Below are 19297 nucleotides of genomic sequence, written 5' to 3' on the forward strand. Positions count from 1 at the left end.
ACCTTGCCCTGCACAGGGCTCGGTCCGAATTCGAAATTAATCATGCCAAGGGCTGCCAGTGTTCAAAAATAAAATCCTCCCGTTTGCCCTTCTGGCACTCGGTCAAACCGTGTTTGCCCAGCAGCTTCCCAGCGCCGGCAGCCAGATTCAGCAGATTCCACCGACCCCCATTCCGCAAAAAACGGCACCCGCAGTTCGCATCGAGCCCAGCAGTGCGCCAGCGACTGAGGCCTCCGATGCCGCAAAAATCATGGTCAATCACCTTCAGGTGACTGGGGCGCGCGTTTATCCCGAAGCAGAGTTGCTGGCGCTGACCGGCTTCCAGCCCGGCAGCGAGCTGTCACTGGGCGAACTGCGCGCCATGGCACTGAAAATCACCGAGCGGTATCGCAATGCAGGCTATTTTGTGGCGCAGGCTTACCTGCCTGCCCAGGAAATCAAGGACGGCACGGTCACGATTGCCGTGATTGAGGGCCAGTACGGCAAGGTGGCCGTGCGTAACCAGAGCGGTCTGTCTGATGGGTTCATTCAAAGCCAGCTGGAGGGGATCAACAGCGGCGACACCGTCGCCATCGCGCCGCTGGAAAGCCGCCTGTTGCTGCTGTCGGACATTCCTGGCGTGAAAGTCAGCTCCACCCTGGCGCCGGGCGCATCCGTCGGTGCGTCCGATCTGATCGTTGATGTGGTTCCAGGTCAGCGCGTCACGGGCAGCATGGATGCAGACAATGCCGGTAGCCGCTATACCGGCGAGTACCGACTTGGCGCCACGGTGAACCTGAACAATTCGGCCGGTCATGGCGACGTTGCGTCGCTGCGCTTGCTGACCTCGGGCTCGGGCCTGAACTATGCCCGGGCCTCGTACCAGATGCAGTTTGGCAAGGCTACGGCCGGCGTGGCTTACAGCTGGCTGGACTACGAGCTGGGACGGGAATTCAAATATGCGCAGGCCACCGGGACGGCCAGGATCGCGAGCGTGTACGGCAGCTACCCATTGATCCGTTCGCGCAATAGCAATCTGTACGCCGGTCTTGCGTTTGACGCCAAGACGTTTGAGGACAAGAGGCCGCTGAACACCGATGCGACCGTGGAAGACAAAAAAGCCCAGGTGCTGATGGCGAGCCTGCGCGGTGACCACCGCGACGACCTGGGCGGCGGCGGTGTGATGGCCTATTCGCTCACCTGGTCCACTGGCAACATCGACATCGAGACCCCGGTCATCAGGGCGCTGGACGCGGCGAGCGCGCAGAGCAACGGCCACTTCAACAAACTGGCCTTCAGCGCCATGCGCCTGCAAAACGTGACCGACACGGTCTCGCTGTACGCCGGCATCAATGGCCAGCTGGCTTCGAAGAACCTCGATGCTTCGGAGAAGATGGAACTCGGCGGCATGTACGGCGTGCGTGCTTATCCCACCGGCGAGGCCTATGCGGATGAGGGGGTTCTACTGACGCTGGAAGCCCGTATGCGGCTTCCCACGCCTTACCAGTTTCCCGGACAGTTACAGCTGATCGGCTTTGTCGATGCCGGCAGCGTGACCATCAACAAGAACCCGTGGAGCACCGGCGACAACCGCAGAACCCTGAGCGGCGCGGGTGTCGGCCTGAACTGGTCGGAAACCAACAATTTTCTGGTGAGGGCGTTTTACGCGCGCAAGCTGGGCAACGACGCGGCCACCTCCGCGCCCGATAAGTCGGGCCGGTTCTGGATTCAGGCCGTCAAGTATTTCTGAGCCCGTCCAGCGCAGGCTTTGCCTGCACTGACGCCGGCCTGTCCCCGCATTTTGAAGAACACGCGAAAGATTCCATGAACCTCATTCACCGCTCCATCTGGAACGACCAGACCGGCACCTTTGTGGCCGTTTCTGAAACCACCCGCAGCGCCGGCAAGAAAATCTCGTCCTGCACGGCAGCGGCGGGCGCTGGAGAACGCTTTAGCCTGAAGCTACTGGCCATTTCCCTGATGATGGCCTGCGGTGCAAGTGGTGCCTATGCCCAGCCCACTGGCGGTGTGGTCTCGGCCGGCAGCGCCACCATTGGCGGCACAGCGGGCGCCATGACGATTACCCAGACCACGCCCAACGTGGCAATCAACTGGCAAAGCTTTGGCATCAGGGCCGGCGAGTCGGTTCAGTTCCTGCAGCCGGGCAGCAGCTCGGTGGCTCTGAATCGGGTGGTTGGCGCTGATCCATCGACCATTCTGGGCAGCCTGTCATCCAACGGCAAGGTGTTCCTCGTCAACCCCAACGGCATCCTGTTTGGGGCGGGTGCATCGGTCAACGTAGGCGGGCTGGTGGCATCCACCCTGGCCATCTCGGATGCCAATTTCATGGCGGCCAAATACAGGTTCTCGGGCGCCGGCACTGGCGCGGTGGTGAACCAGGGCGCTATCAGCGCCGCCGACGGTGGCTATGTTGCCCTGCTGGGCGCCAACGTCAGCAACCAGGGCGTCATTGCTGCCCGTCTGGGCATGGTCGCGCTCGCGGCCGGCAATGCCGTCACGCTGGACATGGCGGGCGACAAGTTGCTCAACATCACGGTGGATCAGGGCGTAGTCAATGCGCTGGTGGACAACGGCGGCATGATCCAGGCCGACGGTGGCCAGGTGCTGATGACCACGCAAGCGGCGGGAAGCCTGCTGGCCAATGCAGTCAACAACACCGGCGTGGTCCAGGCGCAGACGCTGGTCACGGGCGAAAACGGCACGATCAAGCTGCTCGGCGGCATGCAAAGTGGCGCGCTGAACGTGGCGGGCACTTTGGACGCTTCTGCGCCAGCAGGCGGCAACGGCGGGTTTGTCGAAACGTCTGCAGCCCGCGTGAACATAGCGAACGGGGTGAGTCTCACTACAGCTGCTCCGATGGGGACTACTGGCACCTGGCTGATCAGTCCCCAGGACTTCACTGTTGGAAGCTTGTCCACGGACAATATTTCTGGCACAACCCTTTCAGCCCAGCTGGTAACCAACAGCGTCACCATCAGCACGGCAACTTCAGGCGGCGGAGACATTCACATCAATGATGCCATCGCATGGACAGCGAGTTCTACCCCGACGACGCTGTCGTTGTTGGCTGATGGAAACGTCAACATCAACAAGCCAATCACTGCCACCAATGGAAACCTGGCGGTGTGCTGTGGGCGCGATGTGAATGTGAAATTGGGCGCCGATATCACCACGACCAACGGAAGTGTTTTGCTCGCTGCCGGGAATGACATCAACCTGGACGGCGCTTTGACGACGACCAACGGCAACGTCACCATGTGCGCCGCAAACGATATCAATATTCTGGGCAAGATCACACTGACCCACACCACCACCATCGTTCCCGCTCAAAGTCTGGGCCTGCCGTTGGGCCTGGTGCTGAGTGCAGGGTATGGTGCTGGCGCGCCGGGCGTTGGGGGCGGCACGGTGGTTTTTGAGCCGCTGGCGCCAGCAGCCACTGTGACGAACGCGCCCACGACTATCGAATACAACCCGGTCGCGTACACCACGCCGACGGATTATTCGGTCAACATCATCGGCGCAGCGCCTACCCAGCACATGCTGGTGTTTGCGCAGGGCGAAGACAAAGTGGTCGACGGAACCACCACGGCAACGGTTTCTTCACTGCAAGGAGGTCCTGTCGGTGTGACACTGGTTGCAGGCCCGGGCAGCACGGCTAACTTTGATAACGCCAGCGTGGGAACGGACAAGACCGTCACCTTGACAGGCTACAGTCTCGGCGGTGCAAGCGCCAGTGGATACGCATTGGCAGTTCCTTGTTGCGGCCCTGCTGTTTCCAAGACAACCGCTGATATCACTGCGGTGGTGGTGAGCCCGCCCGTCGTGGTGCCACCGGCGGTTGTGCCTCCGGTGATTCCGCCCGTCGTGGTGCCACCGGCGGTTGTGCCTCCGGTTATCCCGCCGGTGGAAAACTCGCCACTGCCTCCTGTTTGGGCGCCGCCCACACCGCCCGCCGCCACACCCGCTGGATACGTTTTGACGGTGGTCCCGCCAGCGCCTTTGCCGGCGTCCGTTCTGGTCGCGGAAGCGCCACCGGCACCTCCCGTTGTGGTACCTGTGGTGCCCGTGGCGGCACCCGTCGAAAACGCGCCCGAGAAATACGTGGCCCCCGTACGCAAACCCAAGCCGGAGCGCAATTAAAAGGCTGTGATGAGAAGCCCTGAGCAAACATTGGCACTCGCGATCCGAACGCTTCTTTTCAAGGGTTTTATGGCCATGGGGCTGATCTGCACCCAGGCGCATGCATCGCATGATGCTGCGCACGCTCCAGGCCCAGGGCTGGCAGAGGACGCATTGGCCGTTGGCGGTGCAGCCCTCCCAACGGCTGCGTCAGTGCAACCTGCCGTGGCGGGACAAGGCACAAGGCGGGCCAACTTCGAACAGGCCAACGCCTCTCCAGATGCCCGGCATGTGGCCCATTGGGTGGTTGATTCAGGCGACAACGGGGGCAAACCCTTCGTCATCATCGACAAGCGGGACGCCAAGGTCTTCGTGTTCGATGCCGCGGGCCAGCTGCGCGGGGATTCTCCCGCGTTGCTCGGACTGGCCATAGGCGATCACTCCGTGCCTGGCATCGGCACCAAGAAGCTGTCAGCCATTCGCCCCGAGGAACGCACCACCCCGGCAGGCCGTTTTGTAGCCAACCTGGACAAGAACCTGAAGGGCGATGAAATTCTCTGGGTGGACTACGAAACCGCCATCTCCCTGCACCGTGTCGTCACTGGCAGTGCCAAGGAGCGCCGCGCTCAGAGGCTGGCCAGCTCGTCGCCCTCAGAGCGCCGGATTTCCTATGGCTGCATCAATATTCCCGTCCCGTTTTATGTCAACGTGGTGAGTCCCGTCTTTACCGGTACTGACGGCATTGTTTATGTGCTGCCCGAAACCCGCTCGGCCCGAGAAGTCTTTGGGTCATACGATCTTGAAGAAGCGGCCGGTCAGCCGGTCGTGCGCCAGGCCCCGCCGCTGCTTGAGGGCACCCAGACCGCCAAGTGAGGATGCGCTTGACGGCATGCCCGCACGGCCGTCCTGTACAACGTAGTTCAGCGGGCGTTACGGCGCCCACAACGTTCAGCGGGCGCCATGGATGGCACCATCTTGGGGTTCCCGGAGTGGCCTATAGTGGAACGTTAGCCAGAAAACTGCCAAAGTGACCATTCAGACCGACGACTTCGCCCCCGCGCCTGCCAAGCGCGTCATCTCGGCCGCGCCTGCATCGCCGCAGGAAGAAGCCATCGAGCGCGCCCTGCGTCCCAAGCTGCTGCAGGAATACGTGGGCCAGGCCAAGGCGCGCGAGCAGCTCGAAATTTTCATCGGCGCCGCCAAGAAGCGTGGCGAGGCGCTGGACCATGTGCTGCTGTTTGGCCCGCCTGGCCTGGGCAAGACTACCTTGTCACATATCATCGCGGCCGAACTGGGCGTGAACCTGCGCCAGACCAGCGGCCCGGTGCTCGAAAAACCCAAGGACCTGGCCGCCCTGCTGACCAACCTGGAAAAGAACGACGTTCTCTTCATCGACGAGATCCACCGCCTGAGCCCGGTCGTCGAAGAAATTCTCTACCCCGCGCTGGAGGACTACCAGATCGACATCATGATCGGCGAGGGGCCGGCGGCGCGCTCCATCAAGCTGGATCTGCAGCCCTTCACCCTGGTAGGGGCCACCACGCGCGCGGGCATGCTGACCAACCCGCTGCGCGACCGCTTTGGCATCGTGGCGCGGCTGGAGTTCTATACGCCCGAAGAGCTGGCGCGGATCGTCACGCGCAGCGCCGGCCTGCTGGGCACGCCCATGGACGAGGCGGGCGGCTTCGAGCTGGCGCGGCGCTCGCGCGGCACGCCGCGCATTGCCAACCGGCTGCTGCGCCGCGTGCGCGACTATGCCGAGGTCAAGGGCGATGGCCGTATCACCAAGGCAATCGCCGACAAGGCGCTGGCCATGCTCGACGTGGACCCGCAGGGCTTTGACGTGATGGACCGCAAGCTGCTGGAGGCCCTGATCCATCGCTTCGACGGCGGGCCCGTGGGCCTCGATAACATCGCCGCCAGCATTGGCGAAGAGTCCGGCACCATCGAGGACGTGATCGAGCCCTACCTGATCCAGCAGGGCTATCTGCAGCGCACGCCGCGCGGGCGCATTGCCACGCTGGCCGCCTATCGCCACCTGGGGGTCACGCCCCCGCAAGCGGCCGGTGGACTGTTTTCTGAATGATGGAGTGGCACCCATGGCACTGAGAGTTTGCAGTGAATAAACGCTGGCTCGCGCTGGCGTTGGGCGCTACCGTGCTGGTGGTGGCCGCCGCCGTCGGGGTAATGGCGCTGCGCGGCCCGCAAGTCGATGCGCTGGTGGTGCAGTCGGCGCCGCTGGTGCGCACCCTGCAGTTTTCGGCGCGCGTGGCTACGCTGTCGCGTGTGGACGTGGGCAGCACCATCACCGGGCGGGTGGCTCAGGTGCGCGTGCGGGAGGGTGCGCAGGTGCGCCAGGGCGATGTGCTGGTTCAGCTCGAATCGGAGGAGTTGCGCGCTACCTTGGCGCAGGCCGTTGCCTCCGAGCGCCAGGCGCAGGCGCGCCTGACCGGCCTGCGCAGCAGCGGCCGCACAGCCGCGCAGGCTGCGCGCGCCCAGGCCGACGCCACGTTGCAGGCTGCCAGCGCCAGCCTGACGCGGGTGCAGCAACTGGTGGCCGAAGGTTTTTACAGCCCCGCGCAGCTCGACGAGGCCCGCCGGGTGGTGGATGTGGCGCGGGCGCAGCAGCTCAGCGCGCAAGCCCAAATGCAGGCCAATGCCGATGCCGGCACCGACGTAGTTCAGGCGCAAGCGCAGCTGGCGCTGTCCCAGGCGGCCACCGTGGCGGCCCAGGCCCGCCTGGCGCAGACCGATCTGCTCGCGCCGGCCGATGCCCGCGTGCTGGTGCGCGCGGTCGAGCCGGGGCAGATCGTGCAGCCCGGCAAGGCCCTGCTCAGCCTGGCGCTGGCCGGGCCCACCCAGCTGGTGGCCCAGGTGGACGAACGCTTTCTGGACCAGCTGCAGCCGGGCCAGATGGCATCGGTGGTGGCCGATGCTTTTGCCGGCCAGCGCTTTGCGGCGCGCGTGCTCTCCATCGCGCCCTCGGTGGATGCCCAGCGCGGCGCCATCGAGGTGAAATTTGCACTGGAACAGCAGGCGCCGGCCTATCTGCGCGAGGACATGACCCTGTCGGTCGAGGTGGAGACCGCCCGGCGCGAGCGCGCCCTGGTGCTGCCCCAGGCCGCCCTGCGCGGCACCGTGGTCGGTGATACGGGCACCGTGCTGGTGCTGCAAGACGGTCGCGCCCAGGCGCGCAGTGTGCGACTGGGCCTGCGCACGCTCGATGCGGTCGAGGTGCTGGATGGCCTGAAAGAAGGCGACACCGTGCTGCGCGGCGGCGTAGTTCAGGCCGGCGACCGCGTGCGGACCCGCACCGTGGCGTGGACTGCCGGCGCGGTGGCCCCCGGTGCTGCCACCCCGGGCAAAGGGCCGGGTGGCGACGCCGGCTCTGCGCTGACCAACGCCATGGGCCGTTGAGAAGGTGTGAACGAACCCACCATGCCCGCTCATCCCGCCAAAACACACCCGCTCGTCGTTGCAAATGCGCGCCATAGCCCGAGCTATGGCTGTGCTTTGCGCCTCGATCGGCCGCGTTTTCCCGGCCTGCTCGAGCACGCCGGATTCATCCACACCTTCTGAGCGTGCTGCCATGCTGATCTGGCCCGGTTTCGAGTTGCGTGTGGCGCTGCGCTTTCTGCGCGAGGGGCGCATGCAGACCCTGCTCATCATCGTGGGCGTGGCGGCGGGCGTGGCGGTCATTGCCTACATCTCGGCGCTGATCAGCGGCCTGCAATCGAACACGCTGGCTAAGACACTGGGCGCCCAGGCGCACATCACCCTGCGGGCGCCCGACGATCTCGTCACACCGGCGGCATTGCCTGTGCCCGGTGCTGCCGCGCTCACCGAAACCCAGCCGCGCGCGCAGCGGCTGCGCTCGGTGGCCAACTGGCAGGCGCTGGTGCCGCTGCTGGAGGGCTTGCCTGCCGTGGCCGGGGTCTCGCCCATGGTGTCGGGCAGCGGCCTGGCGCTGCGCGGCGAGGCATCGCAGGCCATTGCCCTGATGGGTGTCGATCTGGACCGCTATGACCGCGTGGTGGGGCTGCGCTCCAAGGTGGTCAGCGGCAGCGCGCGGCTGGCGCCGGGCGAGGCGATAGTGGGGCGCGAACTGGCGCAGGACCTGGGCGTGCGCGTGGGCGACCGCCTCACGGTGCAGACGGGCAGCGTGAGTGGCACGGTGAGTGATTCGGTGCGCGTCACCGCGCTGGTGGACCTGGGCGTGAAAGACCTGAACCGGCGCACCGTGATCGTGCCGCTGCGCGCCGCGCAAAGCCTGCTGGCGCTGCCGGGTGGTGCCAGCCAGCTCGACCTGACTTTGAAGGACGTGTGGGTGGCGCAGACGCTGGCGCGTGCGTTGCAAACGCAGTTTCCCTACAAGATCGAGAGCTGGCAGGAAAGCAATGCCCAGCTGGTGTCGGCGCTCAATGCGCAGTCCATCAGCACGGCCATCATCCGCGGCGTGGTGCTGGCCGTGGTGGTGCTAGGCATCGCCAGCGTGCTGGTGGTGTCGGTCGTGCAAAAGGGCCGCGAGATCGGCATCCTGCGTGCCATGGGTGCCACGCGGGGGCAGGTGCTGCGGGTGTTTCTGGTGCAGGGCGCCGTGGTGGGGGCGCTGGGCTCGGTGCTGGGCCTGCTGCTGGCGGTGGCGCTGATCTGGGTGTTCACCCACTTCGTGCGCGGCTCCGACGGTCTGCCGCTGTTTGCGATCGCCCTGCCGCCTGCCACCGCGCTGCAGGTGGCGCTGATTGCCTCGGTCTGCGGCGTGCTGGCCGCGGTGGCACCGGCGCGGCGTGCAGCGGCGCTCGATCCGGCGCAAGCCATCCGCATGTGAGGTGGTTTTGAACGCCACTGCTGCCAGCACCTCCGAACCGGCTCGCGAGCTGATCGCGCTCGATGCCGTGCGCAAAAGCTACAACCTGGGCCGCCCGAGCGAGGCCGAGGTGCTGCATGGCATCAGCCTGCAGGTGCGCCGAGGCGAGTTCATTGCGCTGATGGGCCCCTCGGGCTCCGGCAAGAGCACGCTGCTCAACATCCTGGGCCTGCTGGAGCGCATGACGTCGGGCAGCTACCGGCTCGACGGCGAAGCGGTGCAGGGCCTCGATGATGCCGCGCTGACCCTGCGCCGGCGCCGCACGCTGGGGTTCGTCTTCCAGTTCCACCACCTCCTGCCGGCGTTCTCGGCATTGGAGAACGTGACGCTGCCCGCCCTTATGGCCGAAGGCCGCGTCAGTGCCGTGCAGCGCGAGCGGGCGCGCAGCCTGCTGGACGCCGTGGGCCTTGCCGCCGCCATCGACAAGCGGCCGGGCGAGCTGTCGGGCGGCATGCAGCAGCGCGTGGCCATTGCTCGCGCGCTGGTCATGGACCCGCCGCTGGTGCTGGCCGACGAACCCACGGGCAACCTCGATACCGCTTCGTCGGCCGACGTGTTTGCGCTGCTGCGTCGCATCCATGCCGAGCGCGGCACGAGTTTTGTGGTGGTTACCCACGATCCGCGGCTGGCCGCACGCTGCGACCGGCTGGTGGAGCTGATTGACGGGCGCATTGCGCGCGACGAGCCGATCACCGCGGGCGTGGAGCCGGCGCCCGGCGCATTGCCCGCGCTGACGGCGTAAGCACCGCGGCACAGTGGTGTGCCATGCAATGCGATAATGCTATTTATTTGATAGCTATTGGCGCTTGTTGCATAAGCGCTAGAGGCCTTTTTGGCCAAAATATCGCTGACGTCCTCAGTGCGAGGTGCCTTCCGAGCGCGTGATCTTGTTCCACACGTTGTATTTGCCCACGGGCTTGCTCATGGGCAGGCGCTTGACCTCCTTGAGCGTTTGCGCGTCAAACACGATGATGGCGCCGTCCATCTCCCACAGGCTGACCAGGGCGTAGCGGCCGTCCTTGGTGAACTCGGTGTGTGCCAGCGTGCGGCCGGGTTCGCGCAGTGTGGCCACCGGTTCCAGCGTGGCTTTGTCGATGAGGGTGAGCGTGTCCTTGGCCGTGGGGCTCATCATGGAGTCGGCCCAGGCATAGCGGGTGGCTTCGTGGCTGCGCAGGAAAAAACCAGGGCCGGGCGTGGGAATGGTCTTCACGGTGCGCCAGGTGCGCATGTCGATCACGTCGATGGCGCCGCCTTTCAGGTTGGGGCTGGCCAGCACCGTGGTGCCGTTCCACGCGAAGGTGATGCCCGAGCCCAGGTGCGGCATGCCGGCAATCGGCAGCTCGGCAATCTTGCGCCGCACATCGAGGTTGACCACCTGGGCTGTCGGGGCGCCGTCGGCCGCACCGGTCTTGGGCCGGGTCGAGCCCAGCACATGGCGGTAGCTCTGGTCGAAAAAGAAGTCGTCCAGCGGCTCATCGAGCGGCGTGCGGCGCACACCCTGGTAGCCCGGCTTGGCAATCGCTTCGCCCATCTTGTAGTCGTGCACCAGGCCGTCATAAATCGGCGCTGCCTTGGGGTCGTAGGAAATCTCCCAGACCTCGGGAATGTCCTTGAGCGCCACCACAAAGCTCTTGCGTGGGGCCGCGTCGTACACCGCCGACACGCGCGAGGCTTCCTTGCCGTCGAGCGTGGTGGCGTCGTAGCGCTTGACGAGCTGAAGGTCGGCGTCGAACAGCACCACGGTGCGTGGCAGGTAGTTGGCGGCCATGACCCAGCGACCGTCGCCGCTCACGGCCACGTTGCGCATGTTCAGGCCGGCGCGCACCTCGGCCACCACCGTGAGGTTCCACAGGTCGTATTTCGTGATCCAGCCATCGCGCGAGCCAAAGAACACATAGCGCCCATCGGGCGTGAACTTGGGGCCGCCGTGCAGCGCATAGCGACTGGCAAAGCGGTGAATGACCTCGAAGCGGTCGCCATCGACCAGCGAGACATGGTGGTCGCCGCCCTCCACCACCACGAACAGGTTCATGGGGTCGGCCTGCCAGGCGGGGCGGGCCGGCAGGTCTTTGGCGCCCGCGGTTTCGACGCGCGATGCGCGCACATCGGCGTCGCTCCAGGCCGGCGCGGGGCTGACGGGCTGGTAGATCCACTCGGCCAGCGCCGCGATATCGGCGGGGGGCAGGGTGCCGGCAAACCCGGCCATCTGCGTGGCCGTGCGGCCTTGCTGGATCACGCGCAGTGCCTCGGGGCGGCGCAGGCGTTCCAGGCTCTCGGGCAGCAGCGCCGGGCCCATGCCGCCAGTGCGCTGCGCGCCGTGGCAGCTGGCGCAGTGCTCGCGGTAAAGCCCGGCGGCATCGCTGGTGCTTTTGGCTGCAGCGGGCGCGGCGATCACGGTGGCTGATGCTGGCGCCGCAGCGCTGTTCGACTGCGCCTGGGCCAGGCCGTGGCCCATCCAGAGCAGGCCTGCGCCCAAGGCCAGGTGTGCGGCGCCTGTTGCAAAGCGGCGCAGGGTGTCATGCATGTTCGCTCTCCGCATGGATGTCGATGACGCGACGTCCTTTGCCGAAAGGGGTCCGCGCCACGCGCTGCGCATCGCTGCCTGCATCCAGACCGATCTCGTCGTCGCGCAGATAGCAGCCGGGGTCTTCGGCCCAGGCGTCGCCCGTGAGCTGCTGGGCGCGTACGCGCGTGTTGCCGCCGCAGATGCTGAAGTAATGGCATTGAGCGCAGCGCCCGCCCACCGGGCGCGGCTTGGCTTTCAGGCCGGCCATCAGCGGCTCGGAAGTGTCGGACCAGATAGCCGAGAACGGGCGCTGGCGCACGTTGCCCAGGTCGTGGTGCCACCACATGGTGTCGGGGTGCACGGTGCCCAGGTTGTCGATGTTGGCCACGTTCACGCCGCTGGAGTTGCCGCCCCAGGCGATGAGCCGCTCGCGCAGCGCTGCCTCCCACTGCGGCATGCGCGCGCGCACCCATTGAAGCAGGTAGGGGCCGTCGGTGTCGTTGTTGCCGGTCACGTAGTCTTCTTCGCGGCCCTCCAGTGCCGACTGCCAGGCGCGCTCGAACAGCAGGTCGAGCGCATCGCGCGTGGCCTGGAACTGGGCGTCCTTGCCGCGGTGGATGTTGCCGCGCCCGGCGTAGTTCAGGTGCGAAAAATAGAACTTGTCCACGGCCTCCTGGCGCATCAGGTCGAGCAGCGCCGGAAAGTCGTGCGCGTTCATCGCCGTCATGGTGAAGCGCAGGCCCACCTTCACGCCGCGCTGGTGCAGGTAGCGCACGGCGGCCAGGCTCCGGTCGAACGCACCGTCGAGGCGGCGGAAATGGTCGTGTGTTTCGCGCAGACCGTCGAGGCTGATGCCCACGTAGTCAAAGCCCATGGCTTCGATGCGGTCGGCCATGGCCTCGTCGATCAGCGTGCCGTTGGTGGATAGGCCGGTATAGAACTTCATCGCCTTGGCGCGCTCGGCGATCTCGAAGATGTCGGGCCGCATCAGCGGCTCGCCGCCCGAGAGGATCAGCACCGGAACCTTGTAGGCCTTGAGGTCGTCCATCACGCCAAACACTTCCTGCGTGGACAGCTCGCCCTCGTAGTCGTGGTCGGCCGACAGCGCGTAGCAGTGCTTGCAGGTGAGGTTGCAGCGGCGGATCAGGTTCCAGATCACCACCGGGCCCGGCGCGCCTGCGCTGCCCTGGGCGGCGGGTCTGCGGGTATGCACCCCCGCGGGGTACTGGCCGGTCTTCTCGGCGTGCGCGAGCTCGCGCATGTATTGGCTGATGCGGAACATGGTTAGCTTTCTTGGCTTTGCCGAAGACGCAGGCCGGTCTTCTTCAAGATGGCGGTGGAATAAAGAATGTCGTGGCCCCGGCAGGCGCTGCCCAGCAGTTCGTGCAACTGCACGGCCTGCTGCTCCACCTCGGCGCGTGAACGGCCGTGCAGCATGGCGAACAGGTTGTAGGGCCAGTAGATGCCCCCTGTCGGTGTGCATTGCACACCGTCTCCCCCCGAGGGGGACTCGGCATCTTGGGAGCGGCCCGGCGATGCCTTCGGCAGGTGGCGCGGGCGGCGGTAGCAGTGGCTCACGCCGGGCAGCTGGCCGATGCGCTCGCCCAGCAGATCCACCAGCGCGTCGTCCACGTCCCACACGCTCATGCCGTTGGCGGTAAAGCCCAGGCGGTAATGGTTGGGCACGGCGCCGATGCGGCGGATCAGGCCGCTTTCGAGCATCTGCGCCAGCCGCTCGCGCACCTGCTGGCCGCTCACGCCCAGGCGTTCGCCCACGGCGTCGTAGGGGCGCGGCACCAGCGGCAGGCCGCCCTGGGTGGCGGTCATGAGGGCGCGGTCGAAATCGTCAAGCGCCATGGGCTTCTCCGATCGTCAGGGGGAGCTTGAGCTCGACGAAGAACTCGCGCTCCTTCGGGAAGGCCAGCACGCTCAAGCCGGTCTCGTCCTCGATGCGCGCAATGGCGGCCGCGCACTGCGCCGGCGTCTCGGTGCCGAGCACGAACCACATGTTCAGCGCATGATCGCGCCGGTAGTTGTGCGCCACCTCGGGCAGTGCGTTGACCTGGGCCGTGACCGCCGCGTAGCGCGCCTCAGGCACGGCCATGGCGGCGAGCACGAACAGCCCGCCCGCCCGCTCGATCTGGAACAGCGGGCCGAAGCGCGTGAGCATGCCGCTCTCCAGCAGGGCCGAGAGCCGCCCGATCACGTAGTCCTCGGTCCAGCCGAATTCAAAGGCTACGTCGGCAAACGGCCGCTCGGTCAGCGGCAGATCGCCGTGCAGGCGCTCCAGCAGGCGGGCGTCATCCGGCGACAGCATCGAACACCTCCGGTGCCGCGGCGCTGGCGGCAGCGGCTTCAGGCAGGGCGCGAAAGCGCCGGGGGCCGGTCTGCTTGAAGCGCCGGCATGAGAACAGCACTTCGTGCGGGTATTGCGCCATGCCTACGTCGGCGATGGCACGCGCGATCACGTCCAGCACGGCGGCGCGGTCGCGGCCATGCACCATGCAGTACAGGTTGTAGGGCCAGCCCTCGGCGCGCTCGCGCCGGTAGGCCAGCGTCACGCCGGCCACGCGCGCCAGTGCTTCGCCACAGGCATCGACCTGCGCGTCGGGAATGTTGAAAACGGTCATGGCGTTGGCGTCAAAGCCCAGCTCATGGTGGCGCACGATGGCGCCGATGCGCCGCAGCGTGCCCTGGTCCAGCCACTGCTGCAGCGTGTGCAGCACCGATTCGGGCGTGCGGCCCAACGCGTGCGCCCAGTCGTCGAACGGGCGCGGGGTCAGTGGCAGGCCGTCTTCGAGCAGGGCTGCCAGCGGCCGGTCGGACTCGGCCACGGGGCCGCGTCGGGGGTGGCGGTCATTGGCCTCTGGGCAGTGCTGCTGCGCAGGTCAAAGCCCAGGTCGATGCGGTAGGCGCGCTGCATGCGCAGCTGCAGTGCGCGCAATCCGGTGGCCTCCTGCAGCGACTGCATGGCGCTGTGCACAGCGTCATCGTTGTGCCCCGTCATCACGAACCAGAGGTTATTGGTGTGCTCGCGCTGGTAGTTGTGGTTCACGCCGGGGTGGCTGGAGATGACGGCGGCCACGCCGTCCAGCCGCTCGGGCGGCACGGCCATGGCGGCCAGCAGGGCGGCGCCGCCGGCATTGCCTGCGAACACGCCGCCGATGCGACTCAGCGCGCCTTCGCTCTGCAGCCGGGCGTAGCCTGCCAGCACCTCGTCGGCCGACAGGCCCAGCGTGTTCGCGATGTGTGCAAACGGCTCGCGCACCAGCGGAAAGCCGCGCTGCCAGGGGTTGAGCAGCGCCAGGCGCAAGTCGGCGTCGGGGGCCATCTAGAACCCCAGCCGCGCGGCGCGGGCGGTGAAGAAGATGCCGCTGGGCGAGTCGATGGCCAGCGTGGCCTGGGTGGCGAAAGTCTGGGTGTCGATCACGCTGACGCGGTGGTCGTCGCGCGCGCTGATCCAGACCGACTCGCCGCGCGGCGTGAATTCCATGTGCAGCACGGCCTTGCCAGGCTCCAGCGTGCGCACGATCTGCTGTGTGGTGGTGTCGATGACCTGCACGCGGTGGTAGTCGGGCACGGCAAAGTTCACCCACACCTGGCGGCCGTCGGGGCGGGCCATCACGAACACGGGTTGGCCGGCCACCGGGATGCGGCCCACTTCCTGCCAGGTGTCGGTGTCCACCACCAGCACCTCGTGGCGGCCGATGGCGGGCAGGTAGGCGCGGCGCCCGGCCACGGCCCAGCCGCGCAGGTGCGGCATCTTGTAGACCGGCAGCGGCTCCTGGCCCCGGCCGTAGCCGCCGAGGATGCGGCGCACGCGGGGCGGCTCTTCCCACAGGTCCACCATGGCCAGGCCGTCTTCGCCAAACAGGCCGGCGATGTAGTGGCGGCCGTTGGGCGTGACCAGCGCGTCGTAGGGCTGTTTGCCGATGTGGGGCAGCTTGGTGGTGACGGGGCGCGTCGGGTTGGACAGGTCGGTGATCCAGATGGCGTTGGCGTCAAACAGGCTGTAGGCGAAGCGCCGGCCCGGCAGATCGACCAGGCCGACCACGCGCGAGCGCTTGCCGCTCTCGTATTCGGCCGGTATGTCGGCCAGCAACGCCAGCGTGGCGGCGTCAAACACCTTGATGCCACCGGGCGTGTAGTTTTGCGCCACCACCATCGTGCCGTCGGCGCTAATGGCGCCGCCAATCGAATTGCCGGCCTGCATCACGCGGGCGTCGATGCGCTGGGTCAGCAGATCCACCTTGGTGATCGCGCCGTCGCGGCCGAAAACATAGGCGTAGCGGCCGTCACGCGAAAAAACCACCGAGGCGTGCGACAGGTCGCCCAGGCCGGTAACTTGCGCCAGCACGGCGCGTTCGCTGGTGTTGACGATGGCCAGCGTGCCGGTGGCGCGCGCCACCACCACGCCCAGGTCGCCGGTGCCGCGCAGCGGCCAGGCTGCGGGGCGCCGGGTGACCCCGCGAGGCTGGTGCAGCCGCCCAGCAGCAGCGAGGTGGCGCCCAGAAGGGTCAGGCAGTGGCGGCGTTTCATGGACGTTCTTTCACGGATTCAGGGAACCCGGCAAACAGTTGCTGGGCAATCCACAGGGCATCGGCTTCGCTGAGCATGGCCTTCCAGGGCGCCATGGGCGTGCCCGGGCGGCCGCCGTAGATGGTAGCGACCATGGACTCAAGCGGCTTGTCGGCCAGCGCTTCGCGTGTAAGGGCCGGGCCCAGGCCGCCGGTCAGGTGCAGGCCGTGGCACGAGCCGCAGTCCTGGCGCACCATGCGCACCAACTCCTGCTGGCGTTGTGCTGTGGGAGGGGCCGTTTGGGCATGGAGCCCGGCGGCGCCGACCAGCAGCGCCAGCCACATGCCGAGACGGGGCAGAACGCCCACCGGCGAAAGGCTGGGCAACGGGGGCGCGTGCGTGGCGTGCATGGCCCAATGTCGCTGGATTTGACACCACCGTCATTGATGTGCGTCAAGGACGGTGGGCGCCAGCGTTTTGACAATGGGCGCTTGTCTGCCAACCGTACCCCGTTTCCGATGGGAGCCCCGATGGATACCGCTTGCCCCTCTTCGCTGCCCCAAGGCAGCAATGCTGCCGCCCCTTCCGACAGTGCACTCCACCGGCGGGCGCCTTCTTCCGGCTGGGGTCGCGTGACCCTGGTGGGCGCCGGGCCCGGCGATGCCGAGTTGCTCACGCTCAAGGCGGCCCGTGTGCTGGCCAGCGCCGAACTGGTGCTGTATGACCACCTCGTGTCCGACGACGTGCTGCGGCATGTGGCCCCCGGCGCCGAACGGATTTACGTGGGCAAGCAAAGCCGCAACCACACGCTGCCGCAGGAAGGCATCATTGAACTCATGGTGCGGCTGGCCCAGAGCGGCCGGTCGCTGGTGCGCTTGAAGGGCGGCGACCCCTACATCTTCGGGCGCGGCGGCGAAGAGGCCGAGGCCCTGGCCGCCGCGGGCATTGCCTGCGACACCGTGCCCGGCATCAGCGCGGCCCAGGGCGCCGCAGCGGCTGCGGGCATCCCCCTCACGCACCGCGACCACGCCGCCATGCTGGTGTTTGCCACTGGTCACCTGCAGGGCGAGGAAGGCGAGCGCACCGTGGCACTCGACTGGGCGGCGCTGGCGCGGCCCCACCAGACGGTGGTGATCTACATGGGCGTAGGCACCTTGCCCACCATCTGCGCCCAGCTCATTGCGCATGGCCTGCCGGCCAGCACGCCGGCTGCCATGATCGAGCGCGCCACCCTGCCCGGGCAGCGCAGCATCGTGGGCACGCTGCAAACCCTGCCGGAGCTGAGCGTGGCCCACGGCGTGCATCCGCCCGCACTGATCATGATTGGCGACACCGTGTCGCTGCAGGCGCGCATCGGGTCGCCCGCCGGGGTGTTCACCGCGCTCCCCGCAGCCTCCGACGCGGCGCCCACCCAGGCACTGGCCTGCGCCGCCTGACACGCCGGGGCTCAGCCCGGGTGGGGTTGCGCGGTTCGGTGATTTTCGGCAGGCACGGGGGGTGCCGGTGCGGACTGCGGTGCGGCCACCCGTGAGCTTGCAGCGGCCGGTTCCTGTGATTGCCCACGCAGCCAGCCCCAGACGATCAGCACCTGCGCGGCGTAGTAGGTCGATAGCACCCAGAACGTCGCCATGGGGAGGGCCTGCACAAAGCGGTTGGTGGCCAGCAGTGAATCGCTCAGCATGAAAAAGCACGCACCCGCTGCCACCATGCGCGCCGCGCTGTTGCCCTGCACCCGCGCACGCCCCAGGGCCTGGGCCACCATGAGGGCGATCACCAGCACATAGGCCGCCACCGGGCCGCGCAGTGCCGCGGGCAGGCCGCCGGCCCACAAAAAGGCGTACATCGCGGCGCCCACGGCCAGCGTGGCCAACAGTGCGCCGCGGTGCGCAAACCACGGCATGCCCCGGCGGAACGCGGCGATGTAGGCCAGGTGCGCGCCCAGAAAGCTCACCAGGCCGGGAATGAAGAGGCCGTTCAGCATCAGAAACACATCACCGGCCAACGACAGCACCAGCGCCAGCAGCATCGCGGCCCACGATTTTGCATCAAATCGGCCTCCGGTGCTTATGGAGAAAGCGCTGATAGCTACTATTACAATAGCAATCACGAGGGCCAGTGGTTTGAAGAGCCCATGCCACTGCAGCAGCCCCACGGCGCTGGTGGCGGTGGCCAGGGCGCCCGCCTCGATCATCAGGGCCAGCAGCATGCCGATGCGCCCCTGCACCACCGCGCCCAGGGCCCATTGCACGGCCAGCAGCATCGCGAACCAGGCCACGTTGTGGGCCAGCGGGGCGCTGTCGGCGTGCCACAGAAACACCGACACGCCTGCCAGCAGCAGCGCAAACTGCACGCAGGCGAACCAGCGCGTGGCAGGCGCCATGGCGGGGTTGTAGCGCGGCATCTGAGCGATGTCGAAGGCAGGCTTGGGAAAGCGCGCGGCCACATCGGCCGGCCGCCAGCCCGGAGGCTTGAGCCACACGCGCAGCTTGTCGCCCCAGCGCCGGGTGTGCCAGCTGTCGTGCGCCAGCCCGGCATACACCTGGGCATTGGCCCACAGCGGGTCCCAGCTGTTGAGCAGGCCGCGTGTGCCATACACGCACTTCTCCTTGTCATCCTCGTCCTTGAAGCTGCCGAAGATCCGGTCCCACACGATGAGGATGCCGCCATAGTTCTTGTCCAGGTAGGCGTCGTTCACGGCATGGTGCACGCGGTGGTTGCTGGGGCTGCAGAACCAGCGGTCGAACCAGCCAAGGCGCCCCACCTGCTCGGTATGCACCCAGAACTGGTAGAGCAGGTCGATGAGGGCCACCACGCCAAAAACCAGCGGCGGCACACCCGCCAGCGCCATGGGCACATAAAAAATCCAGCCCAGCAGCGCGCCCGAACTGGTCTGGCGCAGCGCGGTGCTGAGGTTGTAGTCCTGGCTCTGGTGGTGCACCGCGTGCGCGGCCCACAGCACGGCCGACTCGTGCCCCATGCGGTGCAGCCAGTAGTAGCAAAAGTCGTAGAACACCAGCGCCAGCAGCCAGCCGGGCAGGCTGGTCCAGAACGCATCGTTGCGCCACACAGCCACCTGCTCGAAAAGCGCGGTGTAGATGCCGATGCGCAGCAGCCGCGTGAACACGGCGCTGGTCTGGCTCAGCATCCCCAGGCTGATGCTGCTGACCGCATCGGTCAGCCGGTAGGTGTTGCGCTGGCGCCGGATGCCGACGGCCAGCTCGATGGCGATCAGTACGAGAAAGACCGGGGTGGCAAGAACAATGATCTGGCTGGGGCTCATGGGAGGA

The 19297-nt window shown here is 67.0% G+C and carries 18 protein-coding genes; 9 read left to right on the forward strand and 9 right to left on the reverse strand.

What is annotated here, in order from left to right; genetic code table 11:
* Nucleotides 1-250: 250 nt before the first annotated feature.
* The 8 genes from CBP34_RS02260 to CBP34_RS02290 all read left to right on the forward strand — a co-directional run bounded on the left by CBP34_RS02260 (nt 251) and on the right by CBP34_RS02290 (nt 9728).
* Nucleotides 251-1729 carry a ShlB/FhaC/HecB family hemolysin secretion/activation protein gene (locus tag CBP34_RS02260; RefSeq protein WP_236748489.1) on the forward strand — a complete coding sequence of 493 codons (1479 nt, stop codon included), beginning with the start codon at nt 251-253 and terminating at the stop codon, nt 1727-1729.
* A gap of 74 nt (nt 1730-1803) precedes the next feature.
* Nucleotides 1804-4140, forward strand: coding sequence for a two-partner secretion domain-containing protein (locus tag CBP34_RS02265; protein WP_094097174.1), 2337 nt, complete (start codon nt 1804-1806; stop codon nt 4138-4140).
* A gap of 192 nt (nt 4141-4332) precedes the next feature.
* Nucleotides 4333-4992 (forward strand): hypothetical protein, encoded by a 660-nt coding sequence (locus CBP34_RS02270; protein WP_208616364.1) that lies wholly within the window; start codon nt 4333-4335, stop codon nt 4990-4992.
* A 154-nt stretch (nt 4993-5146) separates the two neighbouring features.
* A complete protein-coding gene (ruvB, locus tag CBP34_RS02275) occupies nt 5147-6205 on the forward strand; it encodes a Holliday junction branch migration DNA helicase RuvB (RefSeq protein WP_094097175.1) in 1059 nt (352 codons plus the stop codon).
* 32 nt (nt 6206-6237) lie between these two features.
* Nucleotides 6238-7536 (forward strand): efflux RND transporter periplasmic adaptor subunit, encoded by a 1299-nt coding sequence (locus CBP34_RS02280; RefSeq protein WP_094097176.1) that lies wholly within the window; start codon nt 6238-6240, stop codon nt 7534-7536.
* Nucleotides 7537-7542: 6 nt separating this feature from the next.
* Nucleotides 7543-7698: a hypothetical protein gene (locus CBP34_RS19310; protein WP_157896413.1), complete on the forward strand. Its 156-nt coding sequence runs from the start codon at nt 7543-7545 to the stop codon at nt 7696-7698.
* Nucleotides 7699-7708: 10 nt separating this feature from the next.
* Complete coding sequence (locus CBP34_RS02285; RefSeq protein ID WP_094097177.1) at nt 7709-8947, forward strand: ABC transporter permease; 1239 nt, start codon at nt 7709-7711, stop codon at nt 8945-8947.
* Between the two features lie 7 nt (nt 8948-8954).
* Nucleotides 8955-9728, forward strand: coding sequence for an ABC transporter ATP-binding protein (locus tag CBP34_RS02290; RefSeq protein ID WP_094099024.1), 774 nt, complete (start codon nt 8955-8957; stop codon nt 9726-9728).
* Between the two features lie 114 nt (nt 9729-9842).
* Here CBP34_RS02290 and CBP34_RS02295 read toward each other — a convergent pair whose 3' ends face one another.
* Genes CBP34_RS02295 through CBP34_RS02325 form a run of 8 tightly spaced genes read right to left on the reverse strand, consistent with a single transcriptional unit; the run spans nt 9843 to nt 16420 of the window.
* Entirely contained in the window at nt 9843-11510 is a 1668-nt protein-coding gene (locus tag CBP34_RS02295) for a nitrite reductase (protein ID WP_157896414.1), read from the reverse strand.
* Nucleotides 11503-12774, reverse strand: coding sequence for a heme d1 biosynthesis radical SAM protein NirJ (gene nirJ / locus CBP34_RS02300; RefSeq protein ID WP_094097178.1), 1272 nt, complete (start codon nt 12772-12774; stop codon nt 11503-11505). Before nirJ ends, CBP34_RS02295 begins: the two co-directional genes overlap by 8 nt.
* A gap of 2 nt (nt 12775-12776) precedes the next feature.
* Nucleotides 12777-13349: an AsnC family transcriptional regulator gene (locus tag CBP34_RS02305; protein WP_094097179.1), complete on the reverse strand. Its 573-nt coding sequence runs from the start codon at nt 13347-13349 to the stop codon at nt 12777-12779.
* Nucleotides 13339-13809: an Lrp/AsnC family transcriptional regulator gene (locus tag CBP34_RS02310; protein ID WP_094097180.1), complete on the reverse strand. Its 471-nt coding sequence runs from the start codon at nt 13807-13809 to the stop codon at nt 13339-13341. Before CBP34_RS02310 ends, CBP34_RS02305 begins: the two co-directional genes overlap by 11 nt.
* Nucleotides 13793-14326 carry a siroheme decarboxylase subunit beta gene (gene ahbB / locus CBP34_RS19895; RefSeq protein ID WP_236748490.1) on the reverse strand — a complete coding sequence of 178 codons (534 nt, stop codon included), beginning with the start codon at nt 14324-14326 and terminating at the stop codon, nt 13793-13795. Before ahbB ends, CBP34_RS02310 begins: the two co-directional genes overlap by 17 nt.
* Entirely contained in the window at nt 14272-14823 is a 552-nt protein-coding gene (locus CBP34_RS19900; protein ID WP_236748491.1) for an Lrp/AsnC family transcriptional regulator, read from the reverse strand. Before CBP34_RS19900 ends, ahbB begins: the two co-directional genes overlap by 55 nt.
* Nucleotides 14824-15975: a cytochrome D1 domain-containing protein gene (locus CBP34_RS02320; RefSeq protein ID WP_167372742.1), complete on the reverse strand. Its 1152-nt coding sequence runs from the start codon at nt 15973-15975 to the stop codon at nt 14824-14826. It lies immediately after the preceding gene.
* A 52-nt stretch (nt 15976-16027) separates the two neighbouring features.
* Nucleotides 16028-16420, reverse strand: coding sequence for a c-type cytochrome (locus CBP34_RS02325; RefSeq protein WP_094097181.1), 393 nt, complete (start codon nt 16418-16420; stop codon nt 16028-16030).
* 120 nt (nt 16421-16540) lie between these two features.
* Here CBP34_RS02325 and cobA point away from each other — a divergent pair, with 120 nt between their 5' ends.
* Nucleotides 16541-17446, forward strand: a complete 906-nt coding sequence (gene cobA / locus CBP34_RS02330; protein WP_094097182.1) for a uroporphyrinogen-III C-methyltransferase — start codon at nt 16541-16543, stop codon at nt 17444-17446.
* A gap of 11 nt (nt 17447-17457) precedes the next feature.
* Here cobA and CBP34_RS02335 read toward each other — a convergent pair whose 3' ends face one another.
* Nucleotides 17458-19290: a lysoplasmalogenase family protein gene (locus CBP34_RS02335; protein ID WP_094097183.1), complete on the reverse strand. Its 1833-nt coding sequence runs from the start codon at nt 19288-19290 to the stop codon at nt 17458-17460.
* Nucleotides 19291-19297: the final 7 nt, after the last annotated feature.

This window comes from Acidovorax carolinensis (assembly GCF_002157145.1).
Lineage (GTDB): Bacteria > Pseudomonadota > Gammaproteobacteria > Burkholderiales > Burkholderiaceae_C > Acidovorax > Acidovorax carolinensis.